The organism is Chitinivorax tropicus (genome assembly GCF_014202905.1).
In the GTDB taxonomy this organism is placed as follows: domain Bacteria; phylum Pseudomonadota; class Gammaproteobacteria; order Burkholderiales; family SCOH01; genus Chitinivorax; species Chitinivorax tropicus.
In genome coordinates, this window is record NZ_JACHHY010000019.1 from 41,278 (window position 1) to 56,977 (window position 15,700).

Sequence of the window (15,700 nt, forward strand, 5' to 3'; positions counted from 1 at the left end):
ATCATACAAATGGGCTTGGTTACCAGTCTGGGAGCCATCTCTAGCCTATGCATGGCAGGTGAGGCGCTGACTGGTGAGGTCAAACGCCAACCGCTCAACTGGCACGCCATCATCATGTTTCTGGCATTCGTCGCCTTCACGCTGGGCATCACCTGGTGGGCGGCGCAACGCACCAAGTCCGCCAAGGACTTCTACACAGCAGGCGGTTCGATCACCGGCTTTCAAAATGGCTTGGCCATCGCGGGTGATTACATGAGCGCCGCTTCGTTTCTCGGTATTTCCGCCATGGTGTTCGAGAAAGGCTACGATGGGTTGATCTACTCCATCGGCTTTCTGGTGGGCTGGCCGATCATTCTGTTCCTGGTTGCGGAACGGCTGCGCAATCTGGGCAAATATACGTTTGCCGATGTGGCCAGCTATCGCCTGCAACAAACGCCAGTCCGCATGCTGGCAGCCACCGGCACGCTGGTGGTGGTGGCGCTCTATCTGATTGCACAGATGGTGGGGGCCGGTAAGTTGATCCAGCTGCTGTTCGGCATGAATTACACATCTGCCGTCGTGCTGGTCGGCATTCTGATGGTGCTGTATGTGATGTTCGGCGGCATGCTGGCCACCACCTGGGTGCAGATCATCAAAGCTGTCATCTTGTTATCTGGTGCGACTTTCATGGCATTCATGGTGATGTCGCAGGTAGGGTTCAGCCCGGAAAAGATGTTTGCCACTGCGGTGGATGTGCACGATAAGAAGGCAGCCATCATGTCTCCGGGTCAGTTGGTTTCCAATCCGATTGACGCAGTCAGCCTGGGCTTGGCCTTGATGTTCGGCACAGCAGGCCTACCCCACATCCTGATGCGTTTCTTCACGGTGAAAGACGCCAAGGAGGCACGTAAATCGGTGTTCTTTGCCACAGGATTCATCGGCTATTTCTACATTCTGACCTTCATCATCGGCTTCGGCGCAATCATGCTGGTCTCCACCAACCCGGAATTCAAGGATGCAGCAGGCAAGCTGATCGGCGGCAACAACATGGCGGCGATCCATCTGGCCAAAGCCGTAGGCGGCGACTTGTTCCTCGGGTTCATCTCCGCTGTGGCCTTTGCCACCATCCTGGCTGTGGTCGCGGGCCTGACCCTCTCTGGCGCCTCTGCCGTTTCACACGATCTGTATGCCAACGTATTCGCCAAAGGCCAGCACGACGAGGCAAAAGAGTTACGTGTATCGAAGTACGCCACGCTGGTATTGGGTGCATTGGCGATCGTGCTGGGCATCGCATTTGAAAAGCAGAACATCGCCTTCATGGTTGGGCTGGCGTTTTCCATCGCAGCGTCCAGCAATTTCCCGGTGTTGTTCCTGAGCATGTTCTGGAAAGGGCTGACCACCCGTGGCGCAGTGGTAGGGGGGTTCATCGGTCTGAGCTCTGCAGTGCTGCTGATTGTGCTGGGGCCGACAGTTTGGGTGGATGTACTGAAAAACCCTGCGGCGATCTTCCCTTATAAAAACCCGGCCATCTTCTCGATGACGCTGGCGTTTGTCACAACCTGGTTGGTTTCCATCATGGATCGCAGTCAACAGGCACAACGGGAGCAAAGTGCTTTCCTGCCGCAGTTTGTGCGGTCGATGACAGGTATCGGCGCGGAAGCGGCTTCCCGTCATTGACAACCCTTGGGGATTGCCCCCTGCGCGTTGTGACGGGATGCCAATGTCGATGCACTCGGATCTCGCGCAGGGAACTCCTCAGGAAAGACGTACCGAATACACGACTGCACAGCAAGTCGGTCGAGCCAGATCATCAGCTGTCGTTGGGCCACGTCGGTGCCCATACATCAATACATGCAATCTATCGGGAAAGGAACCCAGTATGTCTACCATTGACTCGATTCTGAGAGAAACACGAGTCTTCGAACCCACAGATGAGTTCAAGCGCAAGGCCACCATTTCAGGCATGGAAGCCTACAACCAGCTATGTGATCAAGCCAATGAGCACTACGCTGGCTTTTGGGGGGAGCTGGCCCGGGAACGGATCACCTGGAAGAAAATGTTCACTCGCGTGCTGGATGAAAGCACTCCTCCCTTCTTCAAATGGTTTGACGATGGCGTACTGAATGTTTCCTACAACTGCCTGGATCGTCATCTGGCGCAGCTGGCCAATAAAATCGCCATCATTTTTGAAGCAGATGATGGACAGGTCACGCGTGTGACCTATGCCGAGCTGTACCGCCGGGTGTGCCAATTCGCCAACGGGCTCAAGAGCCTGGATGTCAAGAAAGGCGATCGGGTGGTGGTCTATATGCCGATGAGTATCGAGGCTGTCATTGCGATGCAGGCCTGCGCTCGAATCGGTGCCATCCATTCAGTGGTATTTGGCGGGTTCTCGGCCAAATCGCTGCAAGAGCGCATCATCGATGCGGGCGCCAGTGTGGTCATCACCGCCAATGAGGGCATGCGGGGTGGCAAAGCCGTGCCACTCAAAGCAGTGACCGATGAGGCGATTGGCCTCGGGGGCTGCGATGGGCTGCGTAAAGTGGTGGTCTATCAGCGCACCAATCATGGCTGCGCACAATGGAACGACGAACGCGACATCTGGTGGCATAAACTGACCGAAGGTCAGCCTGAAACCTGCGAACCGGAATGGGTGAATGCAGAAGACCCACTGTTCATCCTGTACACATCGGGCTCGACTGGCAAACCCAAGGGTATCCAGCACAGCTCGGCTGGCTATCTGCTTGGCACCATCAACACCATGTACTGGTCATTCGATTACAAACCGAATGACATCTTCTGGTGCACTGCCGATGTGGGCTGGATTACCGGCCACAGCTATGTCACTTATGGCCCATTGGCGGTGGGCGCCACCCAGGTCATTTTTGAGGGTGTGCCGACCTACCCCGATGCAGGTCGCTTTTGGCAGATGATCGAAACACACAAAGTCACCACGTTCTATACCGCACCGACTGCCATCCGCTCGCTGATCAAGCTGGGGGCGGATCTGCCCAACCAATATGATCTGTCGAGCCTGCGCCTGCTGGGTACGGTGGGTGAGCCGATCAACCCGGAAGCCTGGATGTGGTACTACGAGGTGGTCGGCAAGCGCCGCTGCCCCATCATCGATACCTGGTGGCAGACAGAGACCGGCAGCCACATGATCACCCCCATGCCAGGCGCTGTGCCCACCAAACCCGGGTCTTGCACGCTGCCGGTGCCTGGGATTGCAGTGGACATCGTCGATGAGTCCGGCGCACCAATCGAGCCAGGTAAAGGTGGCTTCCTGGTGATCAAACGCCCGTGGCCTTCCATGGTGCGCACCATCTGGGGTGATCCGGAGCGTTTCAAAAAGACCTATTTCCCAGAAGAGTTCAACGGCCAGCTTTATCTGGCGGGCGATTCAGCCCACCGTGACGAAAATGGCTATTTCTGGATCATGGGCCGGATCGACGATGTGCTGAATGTGTCTGGCCATCGGCTGGGCACCATGGAAATCGAGTCTGCGCTGGTCGCCAACCCCTTGGTAGCCGAGGCCGCAGTGGTCGGCAAGCCGCATGAGGTGAAAGGTGAGGCCGTGGTGGCATTCGTTGTGCTGAAGAAATCCCCGGAATCGCGGGATGAGGCCCAACAGATCGCCAAAAACCTGCGGGAATGGGTCAGCCACGAGATCGGCGCATTGGCGCGCCCCGAAGAAATCCGCTTTGGCGACAATCTGCCCAAGACCCGCTCAGGCAAGATCATGCGCCGGTTGTTGCGCTCGCTCGCCAAGGGTGAGCAGATCACACAAGATGTCTCGACGTTGGAGAACCCTGGCATTCTGCAACAGTTGCAAGAAGCGGTGAACTGATCTTCTCTGGTTCATTGCTGGCGTGGTTGACGCGTGCCCACTGGGCACGCGTTTTTTTCACAGACACACCCCTGGTGCCGAGAGGCGGCCCAGTCGCCGCCTCTGGATGCCTCATTCAACGGGTGAGGTTCACCACCGATTGGGTCAAAGGCCCATCTGAAACCGACAACTCCCAACTGCCGCCTGCTGGCAATGCCGCAGTGGAAATTGTGACCGATCCCGATGCCTGCCCCAGCACCAACGCCGTCCGTTTACCATCCGTGGCAACATGCACCACACTCAACTGCTGACCGGCAGGCCAGCCGAATGTCGCGCGCCCATTCCTCTCGGCCACCACCGGGCGGGTGCTCGCTGCCGCCTGGGTGCCCGCGGTCGCCCAGCGCTTGAGCACATTGCCGTTGTAATACACTTCCAGCGATTTGAGTCGGGTCGTGGCTTGTAATTTAAAGTTCAGAAAATCCATTGACGCATCATGATCCAGCTTCAGATGGCGGGGTTTGACCCACCAGCTGTTGCCGGACTGATCTTCAACGCGACACCAATAGCCGGCATTGTCCAGATTACGCATGGCGCTGTCGGGCACACTTGGCGGCAAGTCTGCTGCCGGCGACACCCCCACCACGGAATTCAGCTGGAATCGGCCTGCCAGCCTTTGTACACTGAGGTTGTAGTGCACAGCGGAAACCGTTGCCGACTGCTCGGTGCGCACGCTGGCCTGCACCATGGCCCCTGGTTTGATCAGCCCATTCAATTCGCCATATCTCCGCATATTGTCGCTGGTGAAATCCGAGATCCATTTGGGGTAGCTGTAGGACATCACGTCCTTATAGGTTGCCGCAGGATAGCGGTGTTTGAAAACCCCTTGGAAAAGGTTGACCCCAGCGTATTTGCCCATCTGGGCAGGTGTGCCATCCGATGCGAGATAGGGGTAGGTATTCTTTACGGTATCGAAGGTATGGAACCGGCCAAAGTTATGACCAATCTCATGTGCCACCAGGTCAGCTGCATACTCGGAATTCGCATGACCGAAATCTGCATCCTTGACAGAGTCATCACTCCAATCCGCCGCGCCAACCGATGCATTGCCACCCACAATGCCCAGCCCTTTGTTTGTCCAATCAGGCGATACGCCAAAATAGAACTCATAACCCGCAGCATTTTCAGCTTGGTGCAGTTGCTTCAAGGCATCCAGATCATCATTGTCATTTGGTAGGGCAGGATAATTGGTGATCATCGGCGCATGGCTGACCACCTGTACCTCAGACACCGGATACATGGTTGTCAATACGTCTTGGATCATGGTCAGGCTTTTGAGCGGCGCCGGGGTGCCTAACACCCCACGCTGCATCGGCACCAGATGTACCTTCATGCGGGTGCTACGCCCCATCAGTGGTTGGACGCTGCCGATCGTGGCACTGCCCGTAGATGGGTCGATTGCTGTGACGCGCAAGGTTTTAAAGCTGCCAACATGAGCCTTGGGAACAACCGCCCAGTAGTTGTCCGTTACGTCATCCAGCGCACCCGTCGTGAAAGGGTAGTTTGCATTACCCGACATGGGCAGATTGAACAACACATTGCCCTTTGCATCCAACCCCTCAAGGAAGACCGTTGCCAGCAATGATAGTGACGCATTGATCGTACTAACCCGTGCAATCACCATCACCGGCTTATTGGGCACCAAGGTCAAAAAGCTGCTATCCGATTGCATGATACTGGTCTGACCCAATGCCAGACTGACATTCAAATTACTGGGAGTCGGCACATCCAAGGTGACAGTTGGCCCATTGAAGACACTTCCCCCTTTGGTGACGAATTGCAACACCGCAGTGCCGCCCACTGCGGTCAAAATGGTGACAGACAGGTGATTGTCATCGGCGATCGTCGGAATATAAGACAACCCATTGACACGTATCGACGTAACCGATGTCAAGCACTGCCCTGTCAGATACGTCACCACATTGGCCAGGATCTTGTTGCCAGCGGGGGCGTTTAGCGAGACCGGGCACCAAGTGAAGTTCACATTCCCCCCCGCACCGCCCGCCAGCACCACCCGACTACCATCATTCAGGATTGCCGTTACCGTCGCTGGCGAGCCAGCTGCAATGGGCAGACTGGGCATGATGAAGCGTAACGATACCGCACCCGTCATATCGACCAGCTTATCAAAGCTGACATTGACGTCAGCAACGGTCATTTGAAACACACGATCCAACGCAACACCGGTAAAGGTCACCGTTTCGCCAGCCTGCGGTGCGATCAATGAGCTACCCGTCACAACTGGTGTTGGTGTTGGTGTTGGTGTTGGTGTCGGTGTCGGTGTTGGTGTCGGTGTCGGAGTCGGTGTCGGTGTCGGTGTTGGAGTCGGTGTCGGTGTTGGAGTCGGCGTTGGCGTCGTACCTGAGCCCCCTCCCCCGCCACCACAAGAAACCAGCGCCAATGTCATTGATACAGCTCCCGCAATCATTCGCACGCGGAATGAATGTACATAATCCATCTTTACCTCCTCTGCAATCCCGCTCGGCCACTCACGGATATGGCCAGTCATATGGCGCGTATGGTATCTGGTCTTGCCACGAATTCCATACGATATCGAAGATGAAATGGCGGCAGCCTAACCTAATATGCAGAATAGTCGATAAATATGGATTTGAGAGAAACAACACATTGTTTAGTACAACAGACCAATAACGCGGACAGTCACCCCTAGCATCATCGTCTACCCATGGATGAACGCCCTCACCCGCTGGAAGCCACGCCACCGACTGCATTTTCATGCAAATTGGTTAAACCAGGATGGAGCAGCATGTCAAAAGATATGGAAAAAGACATTTTGCGTCGCACCAAATTAGCGCATGCTCACATGACATCACCACGCTGCTCAACGGATTTTCTTTTTTCGCATAACAACATAACCACTCACATACTTGGTAATCAATTGCCCACTCTTGCACCAAGTTGGTGCAAAAAAATATTTATGTACACATCTGTTTACATTTACTGTCATTAATCAAATAAATATTGTTACTATATGAAACCGCTTACAGAACACTGTTTGCTGGATTTCACACAATTACATACAAGATGCAAGGAGAGGAAATGAAGGCTATTCATACCCTGACGGCATTCACCCTCATCGCGCTGGCAAGCACTGCCAATGCAGGTGCGTTGATCGAGGGCTTCGACGACGTCACCACCCTGGGGGGTAAAGGCTGGTCATTCATCAATAACAGCACCAGTGCCGGCAGCAACTGGTTTCAAGGAAATGACGGCATATTCTCTTCACAACGAGGTGCTGCCAACAGCTATGTCAGTGCCAGCTACACCAGCACCAACAGCCTGAGTGGCACTATCAGCAATTGGCTGCTGACACCGACACTATCGCTGCATGGCGGTGAAACATTGTCATTTTTCACACGCACCGAAGCGGTCGGCAGTGATGACAAAGCATTCGCTGACCGGCTGGAAGTACGCCTCAGCCGCCAAGGCGGCAGCGCCAATGTTGGCAGTGATGCCAACAGCCTGGGGGATTTCAGCATGCTGCTGACTGCAGTCAATTCCGATCTGACTCCGACTGGTTTCCCCAGCGATTGGAAGATGTTCAGCGTCGTCATTCCCGACATGAAGGGCTTGGCTGATGCGCGCATCGGTTTCCGCTACTGGGTGACTGACGCCGGCGCCAATGGCAGCAACGGCAATTACATCGGGCTGGATACCATCAGTGTCGTACCTGTCCCTTCAACACTGGCCTGCCTGGGCCTGGGGTTGATCGGCATGGCCGTACGCCGCCGCCGCCAATAATCCGCCACTGTCGAGATACTCGACGACGCCAGATTGCACGCACCATGCCTATCATGAAGGCATGGCGGGCTTACTGTTGCTGTCGAATACACGAAAGGATATGACCATGCGTCCCATCAAGCACACAGCCCTGTTAGTGGGCACTTTGTTTGCGCTGTCTGCAGGTGTATCAAACGCTGCAGAAGAGACAACCACCGAATCAGCTGAAACTGCAATGAAGGTCTATCGCGACCCGACCACCGGTCACTTGCGCGAGCCGGAGCATGATGAAGTCAAAGCGGCAGCACCGCTTACTCGCACCAAGCGCAGCATGGCAGTACAGCCCATGTCCGCCTCCGAAGCCACACCACAGACGAGACGTACCCGCAGCGGTGGTATCGCCATGACGGTTCCCGAAGATCAGATGAATTACTCCGTCGCAATTCGCAAGGCCGACGGCTCACTGGACATGCACTGCGTCAAAGGTGAACAAGCTGCTGAAGAGCTGGTGAAAAACCCTGCTCCCAACAAGCAGAAGGAGCAAAACAATGATCGCTAAGCAGATTGCACAAAACGTCGCCTTGGCATTGGCCCTGCTGGGCGCACCGCTTGCGGCCCAGGCTGCGGCGGAAATCATCATCGTCAATGCCGACGGCCCGGGAGAAGGGTTCAATGACCCCACGCCAGTACTCCCCATCGGCGGTAACACCGGCACCACACTCGGCCAGCAACGCCTGAATGCCTTCCAGTTCGCAGCCGACATCTGGAGCAAACAGCTGACCAGCGCGGTACCCATCCGCATCAAATCCAATTTTGACCCGCTGACCTGCGACAAAGACAGCGCCACACTGGGCAGCGCAGGCGCACTGTTGATCAACCGTGACTTTGCTGGTGCACCACGAGCCAACACCTGGTATCACGGCGCCCTCTCCAACAAACTGCTTGGCGCGGATGACTTTGAAGGCGAGCCGGTGATCCGTGCCCGATTCAATTCGAACCTGGGACAAGCCAATTGCCTGGAGGGTGGCGGATTCTATCTTGGCACCGATGGCAAGCACGGCAAGCTGACTGACCTGGTCGGCGTGTTGCTACACGAATTCGGGCACGGCCTGGGATTCTCCAACCTGACCAACGGCCAAACTGGTAAACAGCAAAGCAATATTCCGTCCAGCTGGGATCATTTGCTGTACGACCTGACCACGCAGAAAACCTGGGCAGAGATGACCGATGCCGAGCGTGTTGCATCTGGCATCAACTCTCGCAAGCTGATCTGGCGCGGCGCCAATGTCACACAGGCTTCTCCTAAAGTATTGCAGGCTGCACCTGAGTTGCGTATCAGCGGCATGGCATCCGTAGCTGGCCTTTATCAAATCGGCACGGCAAGTTTTGGCCCTCAGATCACCAACAACGGCCCGACTTCGGAAGTCATGCCCGTTGTCGATCAAGCCGATGGCCGTGGCCTGGCATGTGAACCGCTATCAACCTCCAACGCTCAAGCCATACGCGGAAAGACAGCGTTGATTGATCGCGGTGCCTGCACATTCAGCGTCAAGGTCAAGAATGCTCAGCTGGCTGGCGCAGTTGCGGTGTTGGTGGCTGATCATACCGCCGGCTCCCCTCCTCCTGGCCTGAGTGGCGATGATCCGACCATCACCATCCCGTCGGTGCGTATCACCAAAGATGATGGTGACAAGCTGAAACTGGCCCTGAAAAATCGCTCTCGCAACCGCAGCGGCATTTTTGCAGCCCTCGGCATCAGTGCCACGCAACGTGCAGGGGCTGATGAACAGGGAAGACTGTTGATGTTTGCGCCCAACCCCTATCAGCCAGGCTCGTCAGTATCCCACTTCGATACCAGCGCCAGCCCTGATCTGCTGATGGAGCCATTCAACACAGAAAGCGTCAAACGCAATCTGGACGCCCCTTTCGACTTGACCTTCCCGCTGTTGAAAGATCTGGGCTGGTAAAACCATAACAATCAGACCCAACTACGCCTCACCTTGTATGGCGTAGTGCTTCAAGCTTACCTCCTCACCTGTCAAATTGGCAGGTGAGGCTTTTTTTCGCCACGCGCCCTTCCCCCGACTGATTTGATTTAGTCACTCTGCATCAAGCCATGCCATTTGAAATTGCACTGGTCATTCCCGGCAATCCATACCCTCAATAAATACAACCCCGCCAATCATCACATTCACCCTTATTTCAAACATTAGCAAATATCACAAGCCAAAAAATACATTACGAAAACCATAATAAATTGATTTTTTTATTCATAAAAATCAAAGAAAAAATCATGACAAACAGGGAGCACCATCGCCAACACGAAAAACAGATTAAATAAAATAACGTTTACATTCATCTCGTTATACAAAAGCATGGAATTACAAAAAATAGGCAGACTCATATCAAAAATACCTTTCAATACGCAATCAACATACATAAATCAACCATGACAAGCAATTTTCCACCACAAAGCCGCCAAAAAACAAAATGACAATTTGTTATTTGTAAAATTTCGCTTGCACTTGGCAATAAAAATGCTGTTAATATAAATAACAGGGCAGGACAGCTATTAAATGCCCACATAAATAATGAGAGAGAGGAATCCATTGTGAAATCCATCACAACAGTTGGGGCGATGATCTTGGCAAGTGGCTTATTGATGACCACCCAAACCTTTGCTGCAGAAGCCAATAACACAGCAAATATGAAGGTCTATCGTGATTCGAAAACCGGCCAGCTCAAAGAGGCCGAGCACGATGAAGCCGCCAAGACCGATCAAGCCCAAATTCAAACTCCCACCCGCGTCAAACGTAGCCTCGCGGCAATGCCAATGGCAGAACCCGCCATTGCGCCGGAGCCACAGACCCGCCGCACCCGCAGTGGCGGCACCGCCATGCAACTCGGCCCGGAGCATCTGAACTATTCAGTTGCCGTCCGCCAAACCGATGGCTCGATTGATGTGCGTTGCGTGGAAGGCAAAGCAGCGGCAGACGCATTGCGCCAAACAGCTCAGAATGAGAAAAACGATAAGAAGACGGAGCAAAACCATGATCATTAAGCGCAGCGTTGTTTCCATTGCTTCAGCCATGGCTTTGATGACCCTTCCGGCGATGGCATCTGCCACAACGGAGATCATCATCATGAATGCAGATGACGCGAGCGAGGGATTCAATGACCCCACTCCGGTCAACCCAGTTGGCGGCAACGAAGGCAGAACCCTGGGCGAACAGCGTCTGAATGTGTTCAAGTATGCGGCGAAGCTCTGGGGCAAGAAACTCAATAGCGATGTACCCATTCGCATCAAGGCCAATTTCAACCCGCTGGAGTGTGACAAGGACAGCGCAACACTTGGCAGCGCCGGCCCGATGGAGGTCAACTCCAACTTCCCTGGCGCACCAAAACGCAACACTTGGTATCACGGCGCGTTGGCCAACAAGCTGCTAGGCTCGGATGATTTTGATGGCAAGCCCGTTATCCAGGCCCAGTTCAACAGCAACTTGGGCAATGATGATTGCCTGAAGGGGAGTGGTTTTTATCTCGGACTCGATGGCAAGCATGGCCAACTGACTGATCTGGTCAGCGTATTGCTGCACGAATTCGGTCACGGGCTGGGCTTCTCGAATCTGACCGATGGCCAGACTGGTAGACAGATGGGGGGCAAACCCTCCGCCTGGGATCACTTCCTGCTCGACACCTCCACCAATAAACGCTGGTCTGACATGACCACCACAGAGCGGAGAGCATCTGCCATCAACCCTCGCAAACTGGTTTGGATGGGCCCCAATGTAACCCGCGAAGCCCCCAAGGTATTGAGCCGTGGCGTGCCCGAATTACGCGTCACTACACCCAGTCGGTTGTCCGGCAGCTATTTTGCCGGCACAGCCGAGTTTGGCCCCAAGTTGACAGCCAGCGGCTTCAGCGGCACAGCAGTCAGCTTCTCGGATCAAGCCAACGGCAAGGCATTGGCCTGCAAACCGATCTCCTCAGGCAATGCCGCGTTATTGCTTGGAAAAATTGCCCTGATTGACCGTGGTGGCTGCAACTTGGTTGAAAAGGTGAAGAATGCCCAGGTGGCTGGGGCCATCGGCGTGATCGTCGTTGACAACGCCCCCGGCTCACCACCACCTGGTATGACAGGCTCAGATAGCACCATTACCATTCCATCCATTCGGGTCACTCAGCAGGATGGTGAGAAGTTCAAGTTGGCCGCCCAAAGCAATACCGGCCTACTCGTCACATTTGGGCTAAAAGATCAGCAGCTGGCCGGTGCAGATAGCTTGGGTCGCGTACAGATGTACACCCCCAATCCATATGTCCCAGGCTCATCCGTTTCGCATTTCGACACGATTGCCAGCCCCAATCTGTTGATGGAGCCACACAACACGGACGACGTGAAAAGATCCGTTGACAGCCCTCAGGACTTGACCTACCCGCTGTTGAAAGATATCGGCTGGTAAGCAATAAACAGTAAACAGTTCGGCTGACAAGCAATTGCTGACATGAACAGACACACCCATGCCGGTGTTGCCAGCCTCTCATGAGCCCATGGCCCAATCCATGGGCTCTTTTTCCACCAATGATCAGACGCGACACAGCGTCGAATTGGATGTGAGACAACCTCTCGCTACTGTTGGATGACCTTCGCGTTCAATTCCATGCAAAAAAAAGCCCCTGCGACGGCAGAGGCCATGTTTCTTTAGAAGCGAAAGGCCAAGCAGCTCAATCCTCAAGCTCATCAGCCGCCCGCTGCTGATCCAGGCGCTCCATTGCATCCGCCGACGCAGCCTCAGCCGCCTCGTTATAAAGCTGGGTTGCCTGATCCATTTTCTTATTGCCGAACAGGCTGATCAATGCGTTGGCGTATTCGATCTTGGCCACGGCAGAGTCCGGCATCAGCGCCAAGGCCCGTTCGAAATGGCTGACAGCCTTGTCCTTGCTGGCTCCATAAGTCAATCCGGCCATCATCCCGCCAACCTTGCCGACGATCTCGGCATGGTAGCTGCCGTAAGCGATGTGCGCCTCAGCATGGTCGGGTGCGAGCGCCAATGTTTTGTCGAGCGCCTCTTTGATCTTCCCTGCCAGTCCCTCTGACAACGCCTTGGCGATGGAAAGGGTCTGGCCATAGCGGCCAGCGGCCATGGCATAGAAGTAATAACCATTCGGGTTGTCTGGCATGGCGACCTGCGCCGATTCCGCCAGTTTCATCGCAGCCTGGAAGGCATCCATCTTGGCACGCTCATCATCCAACAACGCTGCCGCATGAATCGCCAGCGCCTTGGCCGCTGCAGTCAAACCCTCCCCCCCTTGCGAGCCGATTTCATATGCCGACTGAAACGCGCCCTGATGATATAGCCGCCAGGCTTCCTGGGCCTGTTTGTCGGCTGGGAATGGCTCGCAGTCGCCACGGTGCAGACGAGCCCATTGCTTTTTCAGCGCCGCCCCGGCATAGATGAATTCGTCAGAAGGGAAAGGAAAAGACTGCCACTTCAGTGCTGCCATGCTACGCTCCCTGTACTTTCGTTGACATGATTTCGCAGCCCGCATCAATTCGGGCAAGGCTGGACACGGCAAACACCATGCGGCGAGCCATGTCAGCAAGTGACAAGACGAGTTACCCCAGAAGCATTCGGCCCATCGGGTTGAACACCCAGACACCAATTGAACGCTGGCCGTGCCATCCACATGGGCTCATGGCTGATGTCGAGCAGACTGGCCAACATCAGCCTATCTGGTTACCCACACAGCCTGTCAATCTCAAAGACGGTATGCCAATAGGCAACCAGAAAGCCCGTCAATATTGGATCGGCAATGGCTCCAGGCTCCGCCACATGTACCAGGTCGCGACGGAGTGCCACGGCTGCCAGCGGCGGGCCACCTCGCGCATCTTCAGCTTGCTGATCGGCTGACCATCGTTGTAATGCAGGCTCATGGCGCGTTGCAGCCCGATATCGCCCACTGGCAGGATATTGGGCCGCGCCATGAAGAAGATCAAGAACATCTCAGCCGTCCACTGGCCGATCCCTTTGATCGACATCAACCGTTTCATCACCTCATCATCAGCCAACAACTCCCACTCACCGGCGACATAGGGCGTTGCAATGAAATAATGCGACAGCTCATGCAAATACATGGCCTTGCGACTGGAGAGCCCGCAAGTCTGCAAATCACTTTGCGCATGGCACAACAGAGCCTGCGGTGACATATTGCCAAGTTTGTCCAACACCCGGGCCCAGATAGCCTCAGCCGCTTTCACCGACACCTGCTGACCCACTATTGAACGAGCCAACGTGGTGAATGCATCACCTCGGCTGCGCATATGCAGTGGTCGGTTGGCCACGATCAACTTGGCCAACAGCTCATCGGCCTCGGACAACTCTCGCGTGGCCTGCTCCCAATACCCCGGCGTCACGATTGCATTCAAAGTGTGACCTCAGCTCCCCGCAACCGTCATGCGATCAATCAGTATCGAGCCACATTGCTTGCTGCCGCGCACCAGCACATCATTGCCGATGGCGACAATGCCCATGAGCATCTCTTTTAGATTGCCAGCAATGGTCACCTCTTCAACTGGGAACTGTATCTGTCCGTTTTCGACCCAGAACCCTGCCGCGCCACGTGAGTAATCCCCCGTCACCGGGTTGATGCCATGACCTAGCAATTCTGTCACCACCAACCCTCGATCCATCTTCCGCAGCAAACCCGCGAAATCCTCACCCGTGCTGCCCACCAGTAGGTTGTGGCAGCCGCCGGCATTGCCGGTGGACTGCATGCCAAGTTTGCGGGCTGAATAGCTGCCAAGGAAATAACCCTGCAAGACACCATCAGCCACCAGATCTCGATCGCGCGTCAACACGCCCTCTGCATCAAATGGGGAGCTGGCCAGCCCCTTGGCCAGATGGGGTCGCTCTTGGATCTGCACCAGCGGGGAGCACACCTGCTTGCCCAGGCTGTCCAGCAAAAAGCTGGAGCGTCGATACAGCGCTCCACCACTGATTGCGCTCACCAAGCTGCCGATCAACCCAGCTGCCAACGATGCCTCGAACAACACCGGTACCTGCGTGGTATCGATCCGACGGGCACCCAAGCGGCGGGCAGTACGCTCCCCGGCGATCCGCCCAACCCGTGCAGCGGGCTCCAGATCTGCTGCGGAGCGGGCAACGCTGTACCAATAATCACGCTGCATGGCACCTTCCGCCTCGGCAATCACGGATGCCGACAAACTATGGCGTGAGCTTTCATAGCCATTGCAAAAGCCTAGGCTGTTGCCATAGATGAAATGGGACTGCTGGGTTGAGACCGTCGCACCTTCTGAGTTGCTGATCCGGGGATCAGCCGCCTGGGCGGCAGCCTCGCACTCGCGTGCCAGCTCGATGGCTTGCTCCACCGGCAATGCCCAGGGGTAGCACAGATCCAGCACCGGCGCATTGAGCGCCAACAATGCGGGGTCTGCCAGACCGGCGCAGTCATCGCTGGCGGTATAGCGGGCGATCGACAACGCAGCCCTCACCGTATCCGCCACCGCCTGTGGCGAGAAGTCGGAGGTGCTGGCATGGCCTTTCTGCTGCCCGACGTATACCGTTACACCAACACCCTTGTCCCGGTTATATTCGATGGTTTCCACCTCACCCAGCCGCACGGTCACATTCTGGCCGAATCCCTCTGAAATCTCGGCTTCACATGCTGTCGCGCCGGCGGTGGCGGCTTGCTTCAGGATATCTTGAACAATACTGGCCAGTTGTTCGCGGGAATAGGCAAACGCTACATTCGAGGGGGTGACGGATTGTGTCATCAGATTTTTCTTGTACTTTATCTCTCGCCTGACAGCAGGCTGTCCGCTGTCGCGCAAAACCGTGGAAAAAGGTCGATCAGGATCAGATTTGGGCAAAACCTAAAAACAACCTGATCAACGCTGCCGAGAACCGGCTGTTTCGGCTATCATACCAAAGGGCGTCCCGAAAAACTTCAGCTTCTCGGCGCGCATCTGGCCATCACCATCGAGCCCTTGCCTTATCTATCTGATAATAGAGCAGTATCGCATAAGGCAATGTAGACATGACGAGCGGCAAGACCACACGATTTTCAGCCTTTCAT

The 15,700-nt window shown here is 55.2% G+C and carries 11 protein-coding genes; 7 read left to right on the forward strand and 4 right to left on the reverse strand.

Annotated features, from left to right (window positions below):
- The first annotated feature begins 9 nt into the window (after positions 1-9).
- The gene (locus tag HNQ59_RS14560) at positions 10-1,656 is read left to right on the forward strand and encodes a cation acetate symporter (protein ID WP_184041098.1); all 1,647 of its coding nucleotides are present in this window, start codon (positions 10-12) and stop codon (positions 1,654-1,656) included.
- 202 nt (positions 1,657-1,858) lie between these two features.
- Positions 1,859-3,829: an acetate--CoA ligase gene (gene acs, locus HNQ59_RS14565; RefSeq protein ID WP_184040952.1), complete on the forward strand. Its 1,971-nt coding sequence runs from the start codon at positions 1,859-1,861 to the stop codon at positions 3,827-3,829.
- Positions 3,830-3,944: 115 nt separating this feature from the next.
- On the opposite strand, the gene HNQ59_RS14570 is transcribed toward acs, so the two are convergent.
- Positions 3,945-6,323 (reverse strand): M12 family metallo-peptidase, encoded by a 2,379-nt coding sequence (locus tag HNQ59_RS14570; protein WP_184040955.1) that lies wholly within the window; start codon positions 6,321-6,323, stop codon positions 3,945-3,947.
- 602 nt (positions 6,324-6,925) lie between these two features.
- On the opposite strand from HNQ59_RS14570, the gene HNQ59_RS14575 reads away from it, so the two are divergent.
- The 5 genes from HNQ59_RS14575 to HNQ59_RS14600 all read left to right on the forward strand — a co-directional run bounded on the left by HNQ59_RS14575 (position 6,926) and on the right by HNQ59_RS14600 (position 12,066).
- Positions 6,926-7,627 carry a choice-of-anchor J family PEP-CTERM protein gene (locus tag HNQ59_RS14575; protein ID WP_184040958.1) on the forward strand — a complete coding sequence of 234 codons (702 nt, stop codon included), beginning with the start codon at positions 6,926-6,928 and terminating at the stop codon, positions 7,625-7,627.
- A 106-nt stretch (positions 7,628-7,733) separates the two neighbouring features.
- Positions 7,734-8,165 carry a post-PEP-CTERM-1 domain-containing protein gene (locus tag HNQ59_RS14580; protein ID WP_184040961.1) on the forward strand — a complete coding sequence of 144 codons (432 nt, stop codon included), beginning with the start codon at positions 7,734-7,736 and terminating at the stop codon, positions 8,163-8,165.
- Positions 8,155-9,573, forward strand: a complete 1,419-nt coding sequence (locus HNQ59_RS14585; protein WP_184040964.1) for a PA domain-containing protein — start codon at positions 8,155-8,157, stop codon at positions 9,571-9,573. Before HNQ59_RS14580 ends, HNQ59_RS14585 begins: the two co-directional genes overlap by 11 nt.
- Positions 9,574-10,217: 644 nt before the next feature.
- The gene (locus tag HNQ59_RS14595) at positions 10,218-10,667 is read left to right on the forward strand and encodes a post-PEP-CTERM-1 domain-containing protein (RefSeq protein WP_184040970.1); all 450 of its coding nucleotides are present in this window, start codon (positions 10,218-10,220) and stop codon (positions 10,665-10,667) included.
- Entirely contained in the window at positions 10,657-12,066 is a 1,410-nt protein-coding gene (locus HNQ59_RS14600) for a PA domain-containing protein (protein WP_184040972.1), read from the forward strand. Before HNQ59_RS14595 ends, HNQ59_RS14600 begins: the two co-directional genes overlap by 11 nt.
- Before the next feature lie 262 nt (positions 12,067-12,328).
- On the opposite strand, the gene HNQ59_RS14605 is transcribed toward HNQ59_RS14600, so the two are convergent.
- The 3 genes from HNQ59_RS14605 to pmbA form a co-directional block, all read right to left on the reverse strand.
- On the reverse strand, positions 12,329-13,108 hold the full coding sequence (locus tag HNQ59_RS14605) for a hypothetical protein (protein WP_184040975.1): 780 nt from the start codon (positions 13,106-13,108) through the stop codon (positions 12,329-12,331).
- A 292-nt stretch (positions 13,109-13,400) separates the two neighbouring features.
- Positions 13,401-14,030, reverse strand: coding sequence for a DNA-3-methyladenine glycosylase family protein (locus HNQ59_RS14610; protein ID WP_221320258.1), 630 nt, complete (start codon positions 14,028-14,030; stop codon positions 13,401-13,403).
- A gap of 9 nt (positions 14,031-14,039) precedes the next feature.
- Entirely contained in the window at positions 14,040-15,398 is a 1,359-nt protein-coding gene (gene pmbA / locus HNQ59_RS14615; RefSeq protein ID WP_184040978.1) for a metalloprotease PmbA, read from the reverse strand.
- Positions 15,399-15,700: the final 302 nt, after the last annotated feature.

What these genes read in the sequence shown, in the direction of transcription:
- HNQ59_RS14560 (WP_184041098.1), top strand. Translation starts at nt 10, where the DNA reads ATGGGCTTGGTTACCAGTCTGGGAGCCATCTCTAGCCTATGCATGGCA.
- acs (WP_184040952.1), top strand. Translation starts at nt 1,859, where the DNA reads ATGTCTACCATTGACTCGATTCTGAGAGAAACACGAGTCTTCGAACCC.
- HNQ59_RS14570 (WP_184040955.1), bottom strand. Translation starts at nt 6,323, where the DNA reads ATGGATTATGTACATTCATTCCGCGTGCGAATGATTGCGGGAGCTGTA.
- HNQ59_RS14575 (WP_184040958.1), top strand. Translation starts at nt 6,926, where the DNA reads ATGAAGGCTATTCATACCCTGACGGCATTCACCCTCATCGCGCTGGCA.
- HNQ59_RS14580 (WP_184040961.1), top strand. Translation starts at nt 7,734, where the DNA reads ATGCGTCCCATCAAGCACACAGCCCTGTTAGTGGGCACTTTGTTTGCG.
- HNQ59_RS14585 (WP_184040964.1), top strand. Translation starts at nt 8,155, where the DNA reads ATGATCGCTAAGCAGATTGCACAAAACGTCGCCTTGGCATTGGCCCTG.
- HNQ59_RS14600 (WP_184040972.1), top strand. Translation starts at nt 10,657, where the DNA reads ATGATCATTAAGCGCAGCGTTGTTTCCATTGCTTCAGCCATGGCTTTG.
- HNQ59_RS14605 (WP_184040975.1), bottom strand. Translation starts at nt 13,108, where the DNA reads ATGGCAGCACTGAAGTGGCAGTCTTTTCCTTTCCCTTCTGACGAATTC.
- pmbA (WP_184040978.1), bottom strand. Translation starts at nt 15,398, where the DNA reads ATGACACAATCCGTCACCCCCTCGAATGTAGCGTTTGCCTATTCCCGC.